Source organism: Burkholderia sp. ZZQ-2 (genome assembly GCF_050768715.1).
Lineage (GTDB): Bacteria > Pseudomonadota > Gammaproteobacteria > Burkholderiales > Burkholderiaceae > Burkholderia > Burkholderia cepacia.
Genome location: NZ_LDVA01000073.1, coordinates 13606 through 33731, shown reverse-complemented (window position 1 = coordinate 33731; position 20126 = coordinate 13606). Strand labels below are relative to the sequence as shown.

Genomic DNA, 20126 nt, shown 5'->3' with positions numbered 1-20126 from the left:
CCGGCCGCGCTGGCGTGCCGATACCAGCCACACGGCGGGTTGGTTCTATCCGCGCCCGAATCGTCCTGATTTACTTGAGCCTCCCGCTACCCGCGTAGCGTGGCGCCCCGTCGCGCCGCCGCGCGGGTTGCGTTCCATGACATCCGAGGAATCTCATGACCGCCGACTCACGCCCCGATCAATTCGTCCTGACGCTGTCGTGCCCGAGCGCGGCCGGCCAGGTCGCCGCCGTCGTCGGCTTTCTCGAGCGCCATCGCTGCTACGTCGATGCGCTGAACGTGTTCGACGACGATCTCAGCAATCACTTCTTCGTGCGCTGCGTGTTTCATCCGACCGATGAAACGCTGCAGATCGACGCGCTGCGCCAGGAATTCGGGCCGATCGTGACCGCGCTCGGCGGCGGCGGCGAAGGCGACACGCAATGGGCGATTCACGACGTGAATGCGCGGCCGAAGGTGCTGATCATGGTGTCGAAGCTCGAGCACTGCCTCGCGGACCTGCTGTTCCGCTGGCGGATGGGCGAGCTGAAGATGGATATCGTCGGCATCGTGTCGAACCATCCCGACTTCGAGCCGCTCGCCGCGCAACACGGCCTGCCGTTCCGCCATTTCCCGATCACGGCCGATACGAAGGCGCAGCAGGAAGCGCAATGGCTCGACTTCTTCGAGTCGAGCGGCGCCGAACTCGTGATCCTCGCGCGCTACATGCAGGTGCTGTCGCAGGAGACGAGCGCGAAGCTCGCGAACCGCGCGATCAACATCCATCATTCGTTCCTGCCCGGTTTCAAGGGCGCGAAGCCGTATCACCAGGCGCATGCGCGCGGCGTGAAACTGATCGGCGCGACCGCGCACTTCGTCACCGACGATCTCGACGAAGGCCCGATCATCGAGCAGGTCGTCGAGCGCGTCGATCATGCGCTGCGTCCGGAGCAGTTGCTCGCGGTGGGGCGCGACGTCGAATGCATCACGCTCGCGCGTGCGGTGAAGGCATTCATCGAGCGCAGGGTGTTCCTGAACGGCGACCGGACGGTGGTGTTTTCGTAAGCGGGCGGGCTTCGCCGTCCGTCATGCGGAAGCCGAAGGCACGCGCGAAGACGCCGCGCAGTGACCGGAACTTGTCGTATAGGGCGGTGGCGTTCCGTCAGCGGTGCACGCAAAGCAGGCCGCGCTTCGCCGCCCCCTCAGCCGTTATCCACGCTGAAATCCGCGCAGACGCTGCGCGACAGCACCGTATCGAGATTGACGAGATCATTGCCGTCCATCTTCGCGCGCAGCGCCGTGTCGTCCATCCCGTAACCGCGCCATCGCGCGGTCAACCGCTCGACGAGCGTCGCGCGCGGCACTTCAAGCATCACGGTGACGTCGAACGATGATCGCAGCGCATCCCACGGCGCGTCGCCGAGCAGCAGGTAGTTGCCTTCGACCAGAATCAGACGGGCCGACGCCGGCACGACGTCCGCGCCAGCTCGCGCGATCTCCAGCGACCGGTCGAACACGGGTACCGCGACGTCGCGGCCGTCGTCCTCGCGCAAACGCGCGAGCAACGCCGCGAAGCCGTCGACGTCGAACGTATGCGGCGCGCCCTTGCGCGCACGATGGCCGCGCGCGCCCAGCACCCGGTCGTCGTAATGAAAGCCGTCCATCGCGACGATGGACGCGAACCCGGGCGCCGCGTCATCGATGCGCGCGCACAACCGCTCCACGAACGTGCTCTTGCCGGCGCCCGGCGCACCGGCGATCGCTACCACGCGCCGCGCCGCCTGCTGCGTGCGCAGGAGGTGCGCGGCCAGCGCCTCGCGGTCGATGCGTTGCGCGCCAGTCACCGCCTCGCTCACGGCAGCCGGCTCCGTTCAGCCTGCTTCAGCGCCTCGCGCGCGGACTTGAGCTGCACGCGCGTAAAGGCCAGCGCGTGCGCCGCGAGGTCGTGACTGTCTTCCCACAGGTTGCGCCAGATCGCGAGGATGCCTTCGAGCGGCTGGCCGACGACGCGCGACGAAAAACTCTCGAACGTGATCGGCCCCGTATAACCGCTGAACACCAGCGCACGAAACACCGCGGTGAAGTCGACGTTGCCCGATCCCAGATAGCCGCGATGCGAATCGCCGATGTGCACGTAACCGAGCTGCTCGCCGGTGTCGCGAATCGCCGACGTCACGTCCGACTCCTCGATATGCATGTGATACGTGTCAAGATGCACCTTCACGTTCGGTCGGCCGATGCGCCGGCACAGCTCGACACCCTGCGACGCGGTGTTGAGCACGTTCGACTCGTAGCGGTTCACGACTTCAAGCCCAAGCGTGATCCCGCTTTGCGCGGCCGTGTCCGCCACCTGCGCGAGGATGTCGGCGGACATCGCGACGCCTGTGGCCGTCGTCGGCGTGAAATTCTTCTGGAAGGCCGAATACAGGATCCCACATACATGGGTTGCGCCGCAGTCGCGTGCGACACGCAGCGCGGCCTCGAGTTTCTGCTTGCCGCGCGCGGCCTTCTGCGCGTCGCCGCTTGAAATGTCGGATTGCGCATCGAGGCCGAGCGAGAACGTGATGCCAAGGCCATGCCGTTCGAGTTCGCGCCGCGTAAACGCGGCATCGATCGAATCCGGATCGAGCGCGGGCACCTCGATGAAATCGAAGCCCGTCTCGGCCGTATGCGCGATCGCGCGTGCGCATGCGTCGCGGCTCCAGCCGGCCTCCCAGACCAGCGCATGTACGCCAAGCTTGTTCATTTCGTCTCCTTCCGTTGAGGGGGTTCGAGGCCGCCGAGCGCCGGCGTCGCGATTCGATTGCGATTGCGCGGCCGCGATGCATGTCGGGCCCATGCCCAGCGCACCAGCATCACCGCGAGCAGGAACGCACCCCACAGCGCGGTCGCGAGGTGCTGGCTCGCGCCCAGCAGGTTGAGTCCGGATGCGATCACCTGCAGGATCACGAGCGCGATCACGACCGGCACGACGCGACCGAAGCCGCCGAACGGATCGACGCGCCCGAGAAAGCAGGCGAGCACCGAGATCAGCAGGAACGCCTCGCCGTGGCCGACACGAACCGAGTTGAAGCGCGACAGCATCACGACGCCGGCCACGCCGCACATCAGCCCCGACAGCATGTAGATGCGCGTGATCGCCCGCGTGGTCGAGATGCCCGAGTAGCGCGTCGCTTCCGCATTCGAGCCGATCATCCGCGTGACGAAGCCGAGCCGCGAATACGTCATCACGACGTGCCACAGCAGCGCGCAGCCCGCGAAGATCCACAACGGCGCCGGTACGCCGAGCCACAGCCCGTTGCCCATCGCGCGGACCACCGGTGGAAACCCGGAAATGTCGCCGCCGCGCGTCAGGAATTCGCCGAGACCGCGCAGGAAGATCATCGCCGACAGCGACACGAGGATCGGGCTCGCGCCCGTATGCGCGATCACCGCGCCGATCAGCCAGCCGGCCGCGGCGCCCGTCGCGAGCGCCGCGGCGATGCCGAGCGCGACCGCCGCGATGCCGGCCTCCGGGCCGCCGTGCGACTGGATCACCCACGCCATCGCGAGCCCCGCGAGGTTCGCCGTGAACGTGACGGCGAGATTGAAGCCGCCGGACACCAGCGGCATCAGCATCGCCAACGTGAACAGGCCGAGCTCGGGTAGCTGGAACGCGATCGACGCGAACGTGCCGCCCGTCAGGAAGCGATCGGACGCGACGCTCATCGCCGCGACGACGCACGCGAGAAAACCCAGCAGGCCGGCCACGTCGGCCGGAACGGAAAACGGCGGAAAGCGCCGGGATTCGGCGTGTTTCATGATCATGTCCTCGCGCGCGGCGACAGGAAGCGCGAGCCGACGAGCCGCGCGACGCCGTCGCTCGACACGGTGATCGCGACCAGAATGACCGCGCCGACGATCATCTTGAATGCGTACGGCGACACGCCGAGCAGGTTGAGCCCGTTCGCGGTGATCGACACGAGCAGAATGCCGAGGATCGCGCCGAGCACCGTGCCACGCCCGCCGCCGAGCCGCGCGCCGCCGAGCACGACGGCCGCGAGCACGTCCAGTTCGCGGCCGTACAGCGCGTTCGGCACGACCTCCTGCACGTAGTGCGCCTGCATCAGGCCCGCGATGCCCGCCATCATCCCGAGCCAGCCGTATGCGACGTAATGCATCGTCGCGAGATCGATGCCGACGCGCCGCGCGGCTTCCGGGTTGTCGCCGGTCGCATAGAGCTGGCGGCCGAGCGTCGTGCGCCGCAGCAGGAACCACGTTACAACCACGGCCGCAACCATCACTGCGACCGGCAGCGCGAGCGATGCGACGCCGCCCGTCGTATCGACCTGCACGAGCGTGACGCGATTCGTCCACCAGTCGGGCAAGTCGTAGATCGACACGCCGCCCGTCACGAACATCAACCCGCCGAAGAAGATGTTGAAGGTCGCGATCGTCGCGACGATCGACACGACGCGAAACCGGTAGATGATCGTCGCGTTCACCGCACCGAGCAGGATGCCGAAGCCGGCCGAGACCGCGAAGCCGAGCGCCCAGTTGCCGCCGCCGAGCCGCATCAGCGTGAGCGCCGCCAGGTACTGCACCACCGACGCGCCGACCGCGAACGAAATGTCGATGCCGCCCGCGATCAGCACGATCAGCAGCCCCACCGCGAAGATGATGTTGACCGCGCTCTGGTTGAGCAGGTCGAACAGGTTGGACAGCGTCAGGAAGGTCGGCGTCGCGATGCCGAGGCCGATCGCCATCGCGACGATCACCGCGAGCAGCCACGTTTCGGTCGAGCCGATGCCGAGTGTGCGGAGGTTACGCATGGACGTCTCGCTCGATATGATCGATCGGCGTGCCACCCGGCACGTACTCGGCGACGATGCGGCCGTCGCGCATGTGCAGGACGCGGTCCGCGTTGAAGTACACCTCGGGAATCTCGTCGGAAATCAGTACGATCGCCATGCCTTGCGCCGCGAGCCGGTGAATGATCGCGAAGATGCCGGCGCGCGCGCCGACGTCGACGCCGACCGTCGGCGAATCGAGGATCAGCAGCTTCGGCTTCGTCGCGAGCCATTTCGCGAGCACGATGCGCTGCTGATTGCCGCCCGACAGCGTCGACACCGCGTCGTCCGGGGCGCCGATCTTCACCGCGAGCCGCGCGACCCAGTCGCGGATCAGCGCATCGCGCCGCCGCGGAGAAATCAGCCCGGCCGCACCCAGCAGGTCGTCGAGTACCGCGATCGCAGTGTTGTCGCCGATCGATTGCGGCTGTACGAGGCCCAATTGCAGGCGGTCTTCCGACACATATGCGATGCCCGCGCGAATCGCGTCGCGATTGGAGCGCAGCGACAGCGGCCGGCCGTCGAGCGCGATCGTGCCGGCGTCCGGTCGCGTCATCCCGAACAGCGACAGCGCAAGCTCGGTGCGCCCCGCGCCGAGACGCCCCGTCAGGCCGAGGATCTCGCCGCACCGCACCTGGAACGACACGTCTGCATACTCGCCACGCCGCGACAGCCCGTCGACGCGCAGCATCGCGGCCGCGGCCGACAGGTCCGTCGTGCGCACCGCGTAATCGAAGGTGCGCCCCGTCATCAGCTCGGTGAGCCGCGTCTGCGTCATCCCGGTCGTCGGAAACGTGCCGACATAACGACCGTCGCGCAGCACCGTCACGCGCGCGCACACGTCGAGCACTTCCGCGAGCCGATGGCTGACGAACACCACCGCGATGCCGTCGGCCGACAGGCGGCGCACGATCGCGAGCAGCGCCTGCGTCTCGGCATGGCTGAGCGACGCGGTCGGCTCGTCCATGAACACGAGACGTGCCCGGGCGACGAGCGCGCGCGCGATCGCGACAACCTGCCGCTGCGCGATCGTGAGTGTACGCACCGGCCTGCCGAGATCGAGGTCGACGCCGAGCCGCGCGAGAATCTGCCGCGCCGCGACGTTCATCCGCCCGTAGTCGACCAGCCGCGGACGCGCGCCGAGGTTCTGCTCGAACGCGATGTTCTCGGCGACAGTCATCTCGGGAAACAGCGCGAGGTCCTGCCAGATCACCTGGATGCCGAGCGCCCGCGCCCGCGCCGGATCGAGATCGCCGGCCGGTTCGCCGTCGAAGCGCATCACCGCGCCCGACTCCGGGCGATGGACGCCGCTCACGATCTTGATCAAGGTGCTCTTGCCACAGCCGTTCTCGCCGGCCAGGCACAGCACTTCGCCCGGCATCACATCGAACCGCACCTGTTGCAGCGCCTGCACGCCGCCGAACGTCTTCGACACATTGTCGAGTTCGAGCAACGGCGCATCGGCCGCGGCCCCGAACGCGGCGGGCGGCGGGTTCGCGCGGCCGGCCGCCGCGGATTCACGGGAATGGGCAGACATCATCGCTACGCTCCGGTGCGGCCTGCTATTAAACGACGGGACGAACGACTTCATCGCACGGCGCGTCGCGCCTGCGTGCAGGCCGCTCACAGTCCCTGCTTCGCGAGATCGTCGACGGTTTTCGCGTTCAGCTCGACGAGCTGGTTCACGATCAGGTTGTGACCTTCCGGATGCACGACGCCGAGCCCCGGAATCGTCATGCCGTCCTTGATCGGCTGCCCCTTCGCGAGCATCGTGCCGAGCGTGACGAACACCTCGCCTGCCTGCTCGGGGTTCCACATGTAGCCGCCGCTCAGCACGCCGTCGTGCACGAGCCGACGGCCCTGCCCCGGGGAGAACGGCCCGAGCACCACGACCTTGCCCTTCGCCTGCTTCTCGGCGACCGCACGCGCGGCACCGATCGGCCCCTGGCTGCCGAACGCCAGGATCGCCTTCAGGTTCGGGTGCGCGCGCATCAGATCGAGCGCGGTCTTGCGCGAAGCGTCCACGTCTTCGGCCACGCCGTAGCGATCGCCGACGAGCTTCATGTCCGGAGAGTTGGCCTTCAGATACGCGATCGCGGCGTCGGCCCACGCGTTGTGCAGCGGCACCGTCAGCGAGCCGACGAACACCGCGTATTCGCCCTTGCCGCCCACTGCCGCCGCGAGGTTCTTCGCGTACGCTTCGCCGAAACCCTTCGCAGAGGCCAGCTCGAAATTCCAGTCGGTATTTTTCTGCTTCGGCGATTCGTGCGTGATCACCTTGATACCTGCGGCACGCGCGCGCTGCAGCACCGGCTCGAGCACCTCGGCATCGTTCGGCACCACGCCGATCACGTCGACCTTCTGCGCGATCAGATCCTCGATCGCACGCACCTGCAGCGCCGGGTCCGCGCTGGTGGGCCCGACCATGAACGCCTTCACGCCCAGTTGCTCGGCGCGCTTCCTGATACCCGCGTCCATCGCGTTGAACCACGGAATGCCGCCGATCTTCACGACGACCCCGATCACGGGCTTGTCCGGCGACGCCGACGCGATGCCCGTCGCGAGCGCGAACGCAACCACGCCCGCACATACCTTGCGCAAGAAATTCACCGACATGTCTCCTCCATCCGAAGGCGACCGTCGCCGGGCTTCAGGTCCCGGCATGGCAGTCAGTTGCTAAATCCATTCAGCAAACCGTTTGGTGTATGCTGAATCCATTTAGCTTCGACGGAAAGCAGGTGAAAACCCTGATAGGGCAACGCGCCCCGAAACGCATACCGTCGGCATCATCGGCATAAGAACCCACACGAGGGGAGCAACAACGCAGATGGCCCGCACGACTACCGGACGCAAGTCCACGATCTACGACATCGCGAAAGCAACCGGCTCGTCCACGTCCACGGTCAGCATGGTGCTGAACGGCAACTGGGCCCGCTACCGGATCAGCGAGGAAACGGCCACGCGCATTCTCGACAGCGCCAAGGCGCTCGGCTACAACGTGAACCTGAGCGCGCGCGGCCTGCGCCTGTCGCGCTCGGGGCTGGCGGGCATGGTCATTCCGCACTACCGCAACCGCTTCTTCGCGGGGCTCGCCGAAACCTTCGAGGACGAGGCGCGCCGGCGCGGCCTGTGCCCGATCGTCGTCGGCACGCAGCGCGACCCGGACGTCGAACTGAATGTCGCGCAGACGCTGCTCGCGCAGCGTGTCGAACTGCTGTTCATTGCCGGCGTGCGGGACCCGGCACCGCTCAATATGCTGTGCGACGCGGCCGGCATCCCGTCGATCAACGTCGACCTGCCGGGCGCCGGTGCGCCGTCGGTCGTGTCGGACAACCGCGCGGGCGCGCGGGCGCTGACCGACGTGCTGATCGACAAGATGCTCGCGCGCGGCAATGCGCCCGACGAACTGATCCTGCTCGGCGGCATCGCCGGCGAATATGCGACCGCGATGCGGATCGCGGGCTTTCGCGACGCGTTCGCCGCGCGTGGCCTGCCGCCGCCGCCGGACGACGCGATCGAGTGCTGCGGCTACGCGCCCGCGGCCGCGCGCGAAGCGCTTGCGCGGCGCTACGACACGCTCGGCCGGCTGCCGGCCGGCATGCTGACGAACTCGATCACGTCATTCGAAGGGCTCGTGCGTTTCGCGTCGGAGCTGCCCTGGGACATCTGGCAGCGCACGGCCGTCGGCTGCTTCGACTGGGACCCGTTCGCCGCACGCCTGCCGTTCGACGTCACGATGCTGCGGCAGGACGTGCAGCGGTTGATCGCGGAAGCGTTCGCGCTGCTCGATGCGGGCGACGCCGGAGACGTCGCGCCGCATCCGGTCGTGATGGTGCCGACACGCTTCATGCGAACCCTCGACGACGACATGCGCGCCAGCGACGCAGAGCCGGCCGGCTGAGCACGCGGACACGAAATGAAGAAAGCCCGGCCGGTCCTGCTGACCGGTCGGGCTTTCCGCATGCTGCGCATCAAGTGCTCGCCTGGACCGCGTGCGGCGTCGGCTCCCGGCGAGTGATGTGTCAGATGCTCACTTCACCCACGCAAAGTAATACGACAACCAGATCGTCAACCCCGCCCCGACCAGCGCCGCATACGGCATCAGGTTGAGCCACATCGCGCGCTTCGGCACTTCGAGTTCCATGTCGCGCTGCATCTGCGTGGGGAACCGGCCGCGATCCTGCCAGTAATGGCGGAACAGGAACACCGGCACGATCAGCAGCATCGCGATCAGCCCGTTGCGCAGCGTGCCTTCGCCCTGCAGGTTCGCGCCCGCGCCGACATAGACGAGGTTCGCGTAGCCGCAGATCGAGCCGGCGACGAGCAGCCACGTCGGGCAGCGGAACGGTCGATCCCAGTTGCCGCGATCCATCCGGTGAATCCAGCCCGACTGAAGATTCAGGAATACGAACAGCATGTAGCAGACATTCGAGATCGACAGCACCGTCATGTAGTCCGACATCATCAGCAACACGAGGTTGAAGCCGAGATCGGTCCACATCGCGCGCGTGGGCGAGCCGTGCTCGTTCACGTGCGACAGGTACTTCGGCAGCCAGCCGTCGACCGATGCCTGGTACAGCGTGCGCGACGAGCCCATCATCGACGTCATCACGATCAGCAGGATCGACAGCATCAGCATCACGACGACCGCATTCGCGACCCACGCGCCGCCGCCGACGATCTTCGCCATCGCGGCCGCGACGCCGGTGCCGTCGCCGATCGACGGGTCGAGCATCGCCTGCGTGCCGAGCGCCCCCTGGAACGCCATCGGCACGAGCGTCATCACGACGAGGCACAGCGCGCCCGACCAGAAGATCGCCTTGGCGGTATCGCGGCGCGGGTCGCGGAATTCGCGCGTGTAGCAGACGGCCGTCTCGAAGCCGTACGACGCCCAGCCGGCCATGAACATCGCGCCGAGCGCCATCGTGACGCCCTGCCCGTTCCACGAGCCGAACGTCGCGGTCGTGAGATTGCCGTGTGCGTCGTGACCGAGCGGCAGCAGCGGGAGCAGGTTCGACATCGGCACGTCGCCCGTGACGAACGGCACGATGCCGACGATCAACAGCGGCGTGAGCGACGCGATGCCGAGAATGCGCTGCGTGCGCGCCGCCTTCGATGCACCGCTGTGTTGAAGCTTGAACGTGATGAGAAGCAGGATCGTCGCGATGATGAACGTCGCATTGATCCGCAGGGACAGACCCGGCTTGATGAACCCGAGATCCGCAACCTTGAGCTGCCAGTGCAGCACCGCCGCGTTGGCGGGAAAGAGACTCGTGAGCGCATAGCTCGCCGCGAGGCCGCAGCCGAGCGCGAGCATCGGCGACCATGCGAGCCAATTGCACCACACGGAAACCGGGGCAATCAGCTTGCTGTAACGGACCCAACCGATCGCGCCATATACGGACGCGCCGCCCGATTTATGGGGAAATAGCCCCGATATTTCCGCATAAGTCGCGCTCTGAATCAGCCCCATCGTGATCGCGGCGATCCAGATCGCCCACGCGGGCTGGCCGATCGTCGCGCATACGCCGCCGATCGTGAACAGCACGCCTGCCGGCACGCCGCTCGTCACCCAAAAAGCGTCTTTCCAAGTCAGGCCACGATGCAGCGTGTGGCCCGTCGAATCATGTGAGATGGTTGCCTCAACATCACTGGTGCTGTTCGCACGCAGTCCTGCCTGACTCATCCAATTCCTCCTGTGATGACTCCGCACAAGGGCCGTAGTGTAACAACTTACCGGCTTTTTTGCAGAACCAAAAAAATAATTCCGGGATATGATCGCATCGCAGTGCAATTATTTCGCTGTCCTGCTGATCAATCCCGGACTGTCTCCTCGTCTATTTATTGCGGCGAATCGTCGCGGCTTACTGCACGCCTTCCGTCCACGAATTCACGCGATCCGCATGCGCTGCAATCCATGCATCGGCAGCCGCTTCCGGCTTCGAGCCGTTCTGGATCGCGAGCATCACGCTGTCGATCTCGCCCGGCTTCCACTGGAATTTTTTCAGGAACGCGACGACCGGCTTGGCCTTCGTTTCGAGCTGCGGGTTCACGACACTGTCGACGTGCTCCGCGCCGCCGAACACCTTCTTCGGATCCTCGAGGAAGCGCAGCTTCCACTTCGCGAACATCCAGTGCGGCGCCCAGCCGGTCACGATCACCGGCTTGTTCGCGCCGACCGAGCGCGACAGCTCGGCCGTCATCGCGCTGCCCGAGCTCGGCATCAGCGTGTAGTTCAGGCCGTAGTTCTTGATCGCTTCGTCGGTCTTGCGCATCACGCCCGCGCCCGCATCGATGCCGACGATCCGGCCGCCGAAGCTGCCTTTTTCTGCATTCAGGTCGTCGATGCTCTTCGCCTTCACGTAATCGGGAACGATCAGGCCGATCTTCGCGTCGGGAAAGTTCGCGCCGAGGTCGACGACCTTGGTCTTGTACTCGCCCCAGTAGGAACCGTGCGTGACGGGCAGCCACGCGGACAGCGTCGCGTCGAGATCGCCGCGCGCGACGCCTTGCCACATGATGCCGGCAGCGACCGGCACGAGCTTCACCTCATAGCCGAGTTTCTTCTCGATCACGCGCGCCGCGACGTTCGACGTCGCAACGCTGTCGTCCCAGCCTTCGACGTAGCCGATCTTCAGCGTGGGCTTCGTATCGGCGAGCGCCGATGCGCTCAGTGCCACCATCGCCGACAGTGCGCCGGTCCACATCAGTTTTCCGAACAGCTTCATGGTCGATCTCCTTGAAATGCGCACCGTGCGCGTTGTCTCTCTAGGTTCTTCAACCACAAATCCGCGGTATCGTTGTTTTCCGACGGATGCTTGTCCGGACGCGACGCGCCCGGACAGCCGATGGCGAGTTTCGACTACTTGTCGATCACGAGATCCGACAGCGGCTTGCTGCAGCACAGCAGCACCATCCCCTGGTCGATCTCGCGCTGGCGGATGCCGCCGTTGTGCTTCATTTCAACCTGCCCCGACACGAGCTTCACCTTGCAGGTGCCGCACATGCCCTGCGTGCACGAGGCCGGCAGCCGCACGCCGGACTGGCGCGCCGCGTCCAGCACGTGCTGCTCCGAGCCGCATGAAATCTCGCGATTGCTCTTTGCGAAGCTGACCGTGTACTGCTTCGTATCGGTGTCGGCGCCTTCGGCCGGCGGGGCGAGATCGGCGAGCAGCTCGTCGCTTGCGGTCTGCGCGAGCGTTTCGAACGAGAAGCTCTCCTCGTGATACTGCTTGCGATCGAAGCCGGCTTCGTCGAGCAGGTCGCGCACGGCCTTCATGTACGGCGCCGGGCCGCACGTGAAGATCTCGCGCTCCATGAAATCCGGTGCGATCAGCTTCAGCAGCGGCAGCGTCAGGAAGCCCGTGACGCCCGGCCAGTTGGTGCGCGCGCCGACGCGCTCGACGACGAACGACGTGCGGAAATTCGTGTGGTTCGACGCGATCAGGTCGAGCTCGCGCGCGAAGATGATGTCGTCCGGCGTGCGTGCGCTGTGCACGAACAGGATGTCGCGATCCTCGGCGAGATCGTGGTGCGCGCGGCTCATCGACATCAGCGGCGTGACGCCCGAGCCCGCCGACAGGAACAGGTACTTGCGCGCCGGATGTCGTGCGCACGTGAATTCGCCGGCCGGGCCGAGCACGCGCACCGGTGCGCCCGGCTGCAGGTTGTCGTGCAGCCAGTTCGACACCTTGCCGCCCGGCACGCGCTTCACCGTGATCGACACCGTGTGCGGCCGCGCGGGCGACGACGAGATCGTGTAGCAGCGGTTGATCGTTTCGCCGTCGATGTCGAGCTCGAGCGTGAGGAACTGCCCGGGCTCGAACGAGAACGAGCGGCCCTGCGGCGAACGGAAGAAGAAACTCTTCACGTCGTGCGTTTCCTGCCGCACGTGGCAACACACCAGCGTTTCCTCGACGTCGCTCGTCCAGCGCTCGGGAAGGGCGTTCCAGAACGCCGGGCGTGTGACCCGGCTGTCCACCGGCTCGAAATTGGCCGCATCTCGCATCATCTGTAACTCCGCTTCAGTGCTGGGTACTACGCGCCGGTTTTTTCGGCGAGCCGGCCGATGTACCAGGCCGAGAATTTTTCGACGAGACCTTCCGTGAACGGCGAATACGGGCCCGGCTCGTATGCGCTGCTGGTCGCGCCGCGCTGCGAGAACTCGACGAGCGCGCGATCCTGGTCGTTCGTGGCGTTCCACACGGCCGTGAGGTTCTTCACGTCGTAGTCGATGCCTTCCTTCGCGTCCTTGTGCACGAGCCACTTCGTGCGCACGAGCGTCTTGCCGGCCGACAGCGGGATCACCGAGAACGTCACGATGTGATCGCTCATGAAGTGGTGCCACGAGTTCGGCTGCGTCCAGAACGACAGCCCGCCGAGGTCGGCCTTGTCGAAGCCGCCGAGCAGCTTCTTCGACGCGACCTTCGCATCGAGCGTCTGCGATTCGCCGTGGCGATCGAGCGGCAGGCGCTGCGTGCGGAAACCCGTCACGTCGAGCAGCTTCTCGATCTCGGCGGACGGCAGGCCCATCTCGGCCCACTCCTTGCCGCGCCGCACGCAGGTTTCCGCAAACGCATCCATGCCTTCCGCGTTGGCGTCGGAACGCTGGTAGCCGAAACCGTATTCGTACAGCGAGATGGTGAGCTCCGGATGATTCGCGACGCAGTGATAGCACTCGCGGTTGTTCTCCATCGTGAGCTTCCAGTTGCCTTCCTCGATGATGTCGATCTGCGCGGCGATCTTCGTGTTCGGCAGGTCGTGCGGCAGCAGGTACGGCTCCATCTCGGCGCGCAGCTGCGCGAAGTCGACCGGCGGCTCCTCGGCGAGGCAGATGAAGATCAGGCCGGCGAGGTTCTCGACGTGGACCGACTTCAGGCTGTGCTTGCAGCGGTCGAACTTCTCGCCCATGTGCTCGGCGAACATCAGCTGGCCCGTCAGGTTGTAGGTCCAGCTGTGGTACGGGCACACGATGTTGCCGACCGAGCCCTTGTCCTCGTTGCACAGGCGCGCGCCGCGATGACGGCACACGTTGTGGAACGCGCGGATCGCCATGTCGTCGTCACGCACGATCAGGATCGAATCGCTTCCCAGTTCCACGGTCACGTAGTCGCCCGGCTCGGGAATGTCCGGCTCGACCGCCACCTGGATCCAGTGCTGGCGGAAAATCGCCTCCATGTCGAGCGCGAAGATGTCCTCGCTCGTGTAGAACGGCGCTTCGAGGCTATAACCTGCCTTGCGCCGCTCGATCAATGCACGAATGTCTGCCGATACTTTCATCGTTTGCTCCGGATTCCTTGCATCCCTGGGTTCTTGCCGACAGGCATCAAAATCAGTAGTCGATGAGCTGATGCTCGCGCAAATACGCGAGGATCACTTGTGCTTTTTCGACCGAACTCCCTTCATTTACGACGTTGCCGCCACGGCTTTCGGTCGTCGTCGCGGACAGCATCCGGGCATGCCCGGAGCGCTTCTCGGCGGCGACCAGCTTTACGGGTTTACGCTCGACCGGGCCGACCGTCCACGCGGCCGCGTCGGCGTCCGCGCCGGGCGCCGCGAGCGCGGGCCGGATCGCGCCGGCGCGCAGCCGCGCATACGCATAACGCGGCTCGGCATTCGCGAGCGGGTGGACGGCGACGACGGCCGGCAGTGCCGCGTCCACGCGGCGTCGCAGCCCTTTCGGCAAAAATTGCCGGACCGCCGCACGGCCGCCTTCGACCGTCACGTCGACGGCCGAGCCGACCAGCGGATAGCCGAGCGCCGCGGCGATGCGATACGGCAGCATGCCGGTGTCGTATGCGCCCTCGGCGCGCGTGCCGGTCAGCACGAGGTCGTAGCCGTCGATACGCGCGGCGAGTGCATGCACGGCATCGTCGCCGTCACGGCAGGCCAGCACCTCGACCTCCCGTGCGCCGAGCGCGAGATATTCGGCAAGCGCCGCGTTCGCGGGATCGCCCGCATGGATCACGTCGAGCTTCGCGCGATGCCGCTCCGCGAGCTGGCGGCCGGTTTCGAGCGCGGCCGCGTCGTTGCGGCTGTAGCGCGCGACGCCGCTGACCGGATGACGGCCGACGGACACGAGCACCGCGATGCGTTGCAAGGGGCGGGGGGCATTCATGCGGCGACTCCTTCCGGTTCACGGGTGCCGACCGCGGCCGGCGATTCTCCACGCGCGGCGCGCGCGGCCTGCACCTGCTCGATCAGCGCGGCGATCGTCGCCTGCGCATCGCCCACCACCGTCAGGTTCGCGCGTTTCGCGATCGGTGCGCTGCCGTCGAGGTTCACCGCGATCACGTGGCGGCAGTCCTTGATTCCCTGCAGGTGCTGCACCGCGCCCGAGATGCCGAACGCGATGTACACGCTCGCCTCGACCGTCTTGCCGGTCGCGCCGACCTGCTTGTCGCGCGTGAAGTGACCGTTGTCGACCGCGACGCGGCTCGCGCCGATCGCCGCGCCGAACACGCCGGCCAGCCGCTCGAACGCGCCGATGTCGGATACGCCGTTGCCGGCCGACACGATGAAATCGGCTTCCTCGAGCGCGACCTGGGCCGCGTCGATTTCATCGAGGCCGAGATCGCGATACGGCTGCGCGGCGTCATGGGCCGGGTGGATGAAGTCGGCGGCGAGACGCTCGCCCGCGCCGACGAACGGCAGCTTCGCGTCGACCGCGTTCTGCGCGAGCAGGATCACGTCGGGCAGCGCGCGGGTGGCAAAGGCGCGCCCGGCCTGCGCATACGCGCCGACATGCTTCGCGTCGATCTCGACGACATGGGTCGCGACGCTCGCGCCGGCGGCCGCCGCGTAGCGCCGGCCGAGATCGCCGTCGCCCGTCGCGTTGTCGGGCAGAAACACGTGTTTCGGCGCGAGCGCGGCCACACAGGCCTGCAATGCTTGCAGTTCGCTTTCGGGATCGAACGTGCGGCGATCGAAGCCGGTCAACTCGAGCAGCTTGTCGACGCCCAGTTCGGCCACGTCGTCCTTCAGTTCGCCGAACGCGAGCAGCGCGACTTCGGTCTGCGCATCGGCGAGCAATGCGGCGGCGGCGATCGCCTGCCGCGAATGATCGTCGAGCGCGCCACGTTCACCGTGCGCCACCACCAGCATCACGTGCTTCGGGTCCTGCACCGCGCGGCGCGGCTTCGCGGCCGCTGCGCCGTGACCGTGCGCCGACCAGTGCGCGGCGCTCGCATCGGCGCTGCCTTCCTCGCCGAGCGTGATGCGCTTCAGGCCCGCGGCCGTGATGATGAACGGCCGGCGCGGATCGATTCGTTTGATCGTGTTCATCGATTCACTCCAGCGAGGCGGCGACGAGTTCGGCCACGTCGAGCACGTCGGGGCGCGGGCCCACGACGCCTTCGAGCATCGCCGTGCAGTTCGGGCATGCAACCGCGACCACGTCTGCGCCGATCGTGCGCGCGTCGGCGATGCGGATGTCGGGAATGCGCTGCTTGCCGGGTATGTCGGTCAGCGGCGCACCGCCGCCACCGCCGCAGCAGCGGCCGCGCATGCCGTTGCGCTCCATCTCGACGACCTGGATGCCGATCGTCTTCAGCAGCTTGCGCGGCGCTTCCGTCTCGCCGTTGTAGCGGCCGAGGTAGCACGGGTCGTGATACGTGGTGCGCTTTTCCTGCAGCGCCTCGACCGCCTTCGGCGCGATCTTGCCGTTGTCGGCCAGTTCGGCGAGATACGTCGTGTGATGCTTGACCGTCACGCGCAGCCCGAGCGCACGGTATTCGTTGCGCAGGCTGTGCATCACGTGCGGGTCGGCCGTCACGATCTGCTTGTACGACAGCGTGCCGAGCGTGCCGATCAGGCGCTTCGCCATCTGCTGGAACGTCGCTTCGTCGCCGAGGCGGCGTGCGACGTCGCCCGTGTCGGTTTCGGTCGAGCCGAGCACCGCGTAGTCGACGCCCGCCTTGTTCAGCACCTTGACGAACGCGCGCAGCGTGCGCTGGTAGCGCATGTCGAACGCGCCCTCACCCGCGACGAACAGCACGTCGACCGGCTTGCCGGGCTGCGCGACGGGCGCGCTCAGGTCGACCGACCAGTCGTAGCGCGCGGCCGTGTCGTAGCCTCCCATCGTGCCCGTCTCGCGCAGGTTCGCGAGCACTTCCTGGCCCTTGCCGGGCACCGTGCCGTGCACCAGCGTGCGGTTGCGGCGCATGTCGACGATCGCGTCGACGTGTTCGATCAGCATCGGGCATTCCTGCACGCATGCGCGGCAGGTCGTGCACGACCACAGCGTCTGTTCCTCGATCAGGCCCGACACGATCGGGCCGTTCGGCTCGCCGCGATGCTGGCCGACCGCGAGGCCCGGCGAAGGACTGCCCGCGTACGCCGCATCGGTGCCGCCCGCCATCCCGACGACGAGATCCTGGATCAGCTTCTTCGGGTTCAGCGGCTGGCCCGACGCGAACGCCGGGCACGCGGCTTCGCACTTGCCGCACTGCACGCACGCGTCGAAGCTCAGCAGCTGGTTCCAGCGGAATTCGACCGGCTTCTCGACGCCGTACTCCTGATGCTCGATGTCCGGCAGCTTCAGCGCGGTCGGCGGCGTGGCCGTGCCGTTGCCCGTGAACGATTCACGGGTGGCCGCGAAGCGTTCCTGGCGCGGGTGGAACGCGAGGTGCAGCAGGCCGGCGATCGCATGCTTCATCGGGCCGCCCTTCGCGGCGCCGACCGTCATCGTGAACGCGCCGACGCCGATCAGCAGCGCGCAGAGCACCGCGAACGCGCTCGACATCGCACCGGTCGGCACCAGCATGAACAGCACGAGGCCGAGCGCGAACGAGCCGAGCAGCCAGGGCAGCGTATTCCACGGGCCTTTCGACAACCGTGCGGGCACGTCCTTCGCCGCGCGCCGGCGCCACACGAACACCGCACCGACCAGCATCGCGAGCGCCGCGAGGAAGATCAGCTTGTCGAGCCACGGCGAGTAGATCGCGAGGCCGTAGTTGATGAACACCAGCGCGAGCGCGCCGATCGCGCCGCCGGCCGTCGCGACGTGGGTCTTCGCGATGTACGGATCGCGGGCGACCACGTGGTGCAGGTCGACGAAATATCGCTTCGGGATCGCGAACAGGTTCGCGACACCGAATGCGCCGGGCGCCGTGGCGCGGCCGAGCCGCCAGTAGGACGAACGCTTCGCGACCGCGAACGCGAGCCCCGCCACCGACAGCCACAACAGGGCGGTAATGAGGAAGGACGGGTTCATCTTTTAGAAATCCTTCACGAGACGCAGCGAGTCGTAGATCGCACCGTGGACGTTATGCATCGAGATGCAGTCGCCGACACGGAACAGCAGGAAACGGCCGTTGCCGAGTTCTTCCGACAGGCACGGCTGCGGCTCGGCCGCGAACAGCGTGTGCGGATCGATCTGGCCGCGGTTCACCGATTCCGGCTTGAGCTTCCAGTACAGCTCGTCGTTCGGCGACGAACCGTTCTCGATCACCACCTGGTCGACGGCGCGCTCTTCGAGTTCTTCCGTGTACTCGTTGCGCAGCACGGCGATCAGCTTGCCGTCCTCTTCATAGACGCGATCGAGCATCGTGTTCGGCGTCGGGATCACGCCGAACGCATACAGGCGGCGATAGAAGATCGGGAACGTCGTGCCGCCGCAATCGTCGGCGACCTTCACGTCCGGCGTGACGACCTCGACCTTCGAGCCGCGGCTCGCCATGAAGTCGGCCACGCCCGCGCCGGCATGCGTGCTCACGCCGTCGAACAGCAGCACGTTCTGCTTCGGCTCGACCTTGCCGGTCAGGATGTCCCACGAGCTGACGGCGAGGCCCTCGGCCACGCCCCAGCCCGGCACCTGCCACGTGAAGCTCGACCCGCCCGTCGCGAGCACGACGATGTCCGGCTTCTCGGCCATGATCATCTTCTCGTCGGCGGCCACGCCGAGGCGGCGATCGACGCCGAGGCGCTTCGTTTCCATGTCGAACCAGCGGATGATCCCCGACATCTGTTCGCGCTGCGGCGCCTTCGCGGCGATCATCACCTGGCCGCCCACTTCCGCGTTCTTCTCGAACAGCACCACGTCGTGGCCGCGCAGCTTCGCGACACGCGCCGCCTCGAGGCCCGCCGGGCCCGCGCCGACCACCACGACCTTGCGCTTCGGGCCGCGCGACTTCTCGATGATGTGCGGCATCGTCGCTTCGCGCGACGTCGCGGCGTTTTGAATACACAGCACGTCGAGGCCGTTGTACTGGCGGTCGATGCAGTAGTTCGCGCCGACGCACTGCTTGATTTCGTCCTCGCGGCCGTCGCGGATCTTGATCACCATGTGCGGATCGGCGATCTGCGCGCGCGTCATGCCGACCAGGTCGATCATGCCGGTCGCGAGCAGGCGCTCGGCCTGGCCCGCGTCGCGGATGCTCTGCGCGTGCATCACAGGAATCTTCACGACCGACTTGATGCCGGCCGCGAGGTGCACGAACGGCTCCGGCGGCAGTGCCATCGGCGGCATGCAGTTGGCGATCGTGTTGTGCGTATCGCCGCCCGAGCCGACCACGCTCAGGTAGTCGATCAGGCCCGTCTCCGACATCGCCTGCGCGATTTCCTTCAGCGCTTCGTGATCGAGGCCGTCCTCATGGAATTCGTCGCCGCACATGCGCAGGCCGACGCAGAAATCCTTGCCGACCGCCTCGCGCACCGCCGTCAGCACTTCGATACCGAAGCGCAGGCGGTTTTCCAGGCTGCCGCCCCATTCGTCGGTGCGGTGGTTTGAACGCTTGCTCCAGAACTGGTCGATCAGGTGCTGGTGGGCGGCCGAGATTTCGATGCCGTCCATGCCGGCCGCCTTCACGCGCTTCGCGGCCGCTGCGAAATCGCCGATGATGCGGCGGATTTCCTCGATCTCGATGATCTTCGCGTTACCGCGGTGCACGGGTTCGCGCACGCCCGACGGCGACATCAGGTGCGGCCAGTGCTCGCCGTGGAACGACGAGCGGCGGCCCATGTGCGTCGCCTGGATCATGATCTTCGCGCCGTGCTTGTGCATCGTGTCGGCAAGACGCGTGAGCGGATCGATGATCTTGTCGGTCGACAGGTTCACCGATTTCCACCAGCCCTGCGGGCTGTCGATCGACACCGGGCTCGACCCGCCGCAGATCGCGAGGCCGACGCCACCCTTCGCCTTCTCTTCGTAGTAGCGGATATAGCGGTCGCCCGGCAGGCCGCCCGGCTCGGCATACACCTCCGCATGCGCGGTGCTGACGATCCGGTTGCGCAGCGTCAGCTGGTTCAGCTGCATGGGTTTGAACAGGTGGGGATAACGCATCGCTGGCGACCTCTGGCGTTCGAATGTCTCGTGTTGCGG

The 20126-nt window shown here is 66.7% G+C and carries 16 protein-coding genes; 2 read left to right on the top strand and 14 right to left on the bottom strand.

All coding sequences use genetic code 11. The features are described from left to right. Positions 1 to 155: 155 nt before the first annotated feature. Positions 156 to 1043: a formyltetrahydrofolate deformylase gene (gene purU / locus ABY44_RS03310; protein ID WP_060173694.1), complete on the top strand. Its 888-nt coding sequence runs from the start codon at positions 156 to 158 to the stop codon at positions 1041 to 1043. Between the two features lie 137 nt (positions 1044 to 1180). On the opposite strand, the gene ABY44_RS03305 is transcribed toward purU, so the two are convergent. From ABY44_RS03305 to ABY44_RS03280, 6 genes are all read right to left on the bottom strand, one after another. Further along, positions 1181 to 1834, bottom strand: a complete 654-nt coding sequence (locus ABY44_RS03305; RefSeq protein ID WP_060173695.1) for a nucleoside triphosphate hydrolase — start codon at positions 1832 to 1834, stop codon at positions 1181 to 1183. Then, entirely contained in the window at positions 1831 to 2724 is an 894-nt protein-coding gene (locus ABY44_RS03300) for a sugar phosphate isomerase/epimerase family protein (RefSeq protein ID WP_060173732.1), read from the bottom strand. Before ABY44_RS03300 ends, ABY44_RS03305 begins: the two co-directional genes overlap by 4 nt. Then, positions 2721 to 3779: an ABC transporter permease gene (locus ABY44_RS03295; RefSeq protein WP_104766921.1), complete on the bottom strand. Its 1059-nt coding sequence runs from the start codon at positions 3777 to 3779 to the stop codon at positions 2721 to 2723. The genes ABY44_RS03300 and ABY44_RS03295 overlap by 4 nt, the downstream gene beginning before the upstream one ends. Before the next feature lie 2 nt (positions 3780 to 3781). Beyond that, a complete protein-coding gene (locus ABY44_RS03290) occupies positions 3782 to 4789 on the bottom strand; it encodes an ABC transporter permease (protein WP_060173696.1) in 1008 nt (335 codons plus the stop codon). Next, positions 4782 to 6347, bottom strand: a complete 1566-nt coding sequence (locus ABY44_RS03285; protein ID WP_060173697.1) for a sugar ABC transporter ATP-binding protein — start codon at positions 6345 to 6347, stop codon at positions 4782 to 4784. Before ABY44_RS03285 ends, ABY44_RS03290 begins: the two co-directional genes overlap by 8 nt. Before the next feature lie 83 nt (positions 6348 to 6430). Then, complete coding sequence (locus ABY44_RS03280) at positions 6431 to 7423, bottom strand: substrate-binding domain-containing protein (protein WP_081072858.1); 993 nt, start codon at positions 7421 to 7423, stop codon at positions 6431 to 6433. 211 nt (positions 7424 to 7634) lie between these two features. Here ABY44_RS03280 and ABY44_RS03275 point away from each other — a divergent pair, with 211 nt between their 5' ends. Continuing rightward, the gene (locus ABY44_RS03275) at positions 7635 to 8708 is read left to right on the top strand and encodes a substrate-binding domain-containing protein (RefSeq protein ID WP_060173698.1); all 1074 of its coding nucleotides are present in this window, start codon (positions 7635 to 7637) and stop codon (positions 8706 to 8708) included. 129 nt (positions 8709 to 8837) lie between these two features. On the opposite strand, the gene ABY44_RS03270 is transcribed toward ABY44_RS03275, so the two are convergent. From ABY44_RS03270 to ABY44_RS03235, 8 genes are all read right to left on the bottom strand, one after another. Next, on the bottom strand, positions 8838 to 10493 hold the full coding sequence (locus tag ABY44_RS03270) for an APC family permease (protein WP_027789724.1): 1656 nt from the start codon (positions 10491 to 10493) through the stop codon (positions 8838 to 8840). Positions 10494 to 10671: 178 nt separating this feature from the next. Further along, positions 10672 to 11535, bottom strand: coding sequence for a glycine betaine ABC transporter substrate-binding protein (locus ABY44_RS03265; protein ID WP_027789725.1), 864 nt, complete (start codon positions 11533 to 11535; stop codon positions 10672 to 10674). Positions 11536 to 11669: 134 nt separating this feature from the next. Continuing rightward, positions 11670 to 12818, bottom strand: coding sequence for a hybrid-cluster NAD(P)-dependent oxidoreductase (locus ABY44_RS03260; RefSeq protein WP_021160638.1), 1149 nt, complete (start codon positions 12816 to 12818; stop codon positions 11670 to 11672). Positions 12819 to 12844: 26 nt separating this feature from the next. Further along, a complete protein-coding gene (locus ABY44_RS03255; protein ID WP_060173699.1) occupies positions 12845 to 14086 on the bottom strand; it encodes an aromatic ring-hydroxylating oxygenase subunit alpha in 1242 nt (413 codons plus the stop codon). A gap of 52 nt (positions 14087 to 14138) precedes the next feature. Beyond that, on the bottom strand, positions 14139 to 14924 hold the full coding sequence (locus ABY44_RS03250; protein WP_059525208.1) for an electron transfer flavoprotein subunit beta/FixA family protein: 786 nt from the start codon (positions 14922 to 14924) through the stop codon (positions 14139 to 14141). Further along, positions 14921 to 16090, bottom strand: coding sequence for an electron transfer flavoprotein subunit alpha/FixB family protein (locus ABY44_RS03245; protein WP_060173700.1), 1170 nt, complete (start codon positions 16088 to 16090; stop codon positions 14921 to 14923). Before ABY44_RS03245 ends, ABY44_RS03250 begins: the two co-directional genes overlap by 4 nt. Positions 16091 to 16094: 4 nt before the next feature. After that, positions 16095 to 18020 carry a (Fe-S)-binding protein gene (locus ABY44_RS03240; protein WP_060173701.1) on the bottom strand — a complete coding sequence of 642 codons (1926 nt, stop codon included), beginning with the start codon at positions 18018 to 18020 and terminating at the stop codon, positions 16095 to 16097. Positions 18021 to 18023: 3 nt separating this feature from the next. Continuing rightward, complete coding sequence (locus tag ABY44_RS03235; protein WP_021160633.1) at positions 18024 to 20087, bottom strand: NADH:flavin oxidoreductase; 2064 nt, start codon at positions 20085 to 20087, stop codon at positions 18024 to 18026. Positions 20088 to 20126 lie beyond the last annotated feature (39 nt).

What these genes read in the sequence shown, in the direction of transcription:
- ABY44_RS03285 (WP_060173697.1), bottom strand. Translation starts at nt 6,347, where the DNA reads ATGATGTCTGCCCATTCCCGTGAATCCGCGGCGGCCGGCCGCGCGAAC.
- ABY44_RS03300 (WP_060173732.1), bottom strand. Translation starts at nt 2,724, where the DNA reads ATGAACAAGCTTGGCGTACATGCGCTGGTCTGGGAGGCCGGCTGGAGC.
- ABY44_RS03270 (WP_027789724.1), bottom strand. Translation starts at nt 10,493, where the DNA reads ATGAGTCAGGCAGGACTGCGTGCGAACAGCACCAGTGATGTTGAGGCA.
- ABY44_RS03280 (WP_081072858.1), bottom strand. Translation starts at nt 7,423, where the DNA reads ATGTCGGTGAATTTCTTGCGCAAGGTATGTGCGGGCGTGGTTGCGTTC.
- ABY44_RS03260 (WP_021160638.1), bottom strand. Translation starts at nt 12,818, where the DNA reads ATGATGCGAGATGCGGCCAATTTCGAGCCGGTGGACAGCCGGGTCACA.
- ABY44_RS03245 (WP_060173700.1), bottom strand. Translation starts at nt 16,090, where the DNA reads ATGAACACGATCAAACGAATCGATCCGCGCCGGCCGTTCATCATCACG.
- ABY44_RS03235 (WP_021160633.1), bottom strand. Translation starts at nt 20,087, where the DNA reads ATGCGTTATCCCCACCTGTTCAAACCCATGCAGCTGAACCAGCTGACG.
- purU (WP_060173694.1), top strand. Translation starts at nt 156, where the DNA reads ATGACCGCCGACTCACGCCCCGATCAATTCGTCCTGACGCTGTCGTGC.
- ABY44_RS03250 (WP_059525208.1), bottom strand. Translation starts at nt 14,924, where the DNA reads ATGAATGCCCCCCGCCCCTTGCAACGCATCGCGGTGCTCGTGTCCGTC.
- ABY44_RS03255 (WP_060173699.1), bottom strand. Translation starts at nt 14,086, where the DNA reads ATGAAAGTATCGGCAGACATTCGTGCATTGATCGAGCGGCGCAAGGCA.
- ABY44_RS03240 (WP_060173701.1), bottom strand. Translation starts at nt 18,020, where the DNA reads ATGAACCCGTCCTTCCTCATTACCGCCCTGTTGTGGCTGTCGGTGGCG.
- ABY44_RS03275 (WP_060173698.1), top strand. Translation starts at nt 7,635, where the DNA reads ATGGCCCGCACGACTACCGGACGCAAGTCCACGATCTACGACATCGCG.
- ABY44_RS03295 (WP_104766921.1), bottom strand. Translation starts at nt 3,779, where the DNA reads ATGAAACACGCCGAATCCCGGCGCTTTCCGCCGTTTTCCGTTCCGGCC.
- ABY44_RS03290 (WP_060173696.1), bottom strand. Translation starts at nt 4,789, where the DNA reads ATGCGTAACCTCCGCACACTCGGCATCGGCTCGACCGAAACGTGGCTG.
- ABY44_RS03265 (WP_027789725.1), bottom strand. Translation starts at nt 11,535, where the DNA reads ATGAAGCTGTTCGGAAAACTGATGTGGACCGGCGCACTGTCGGCGATG.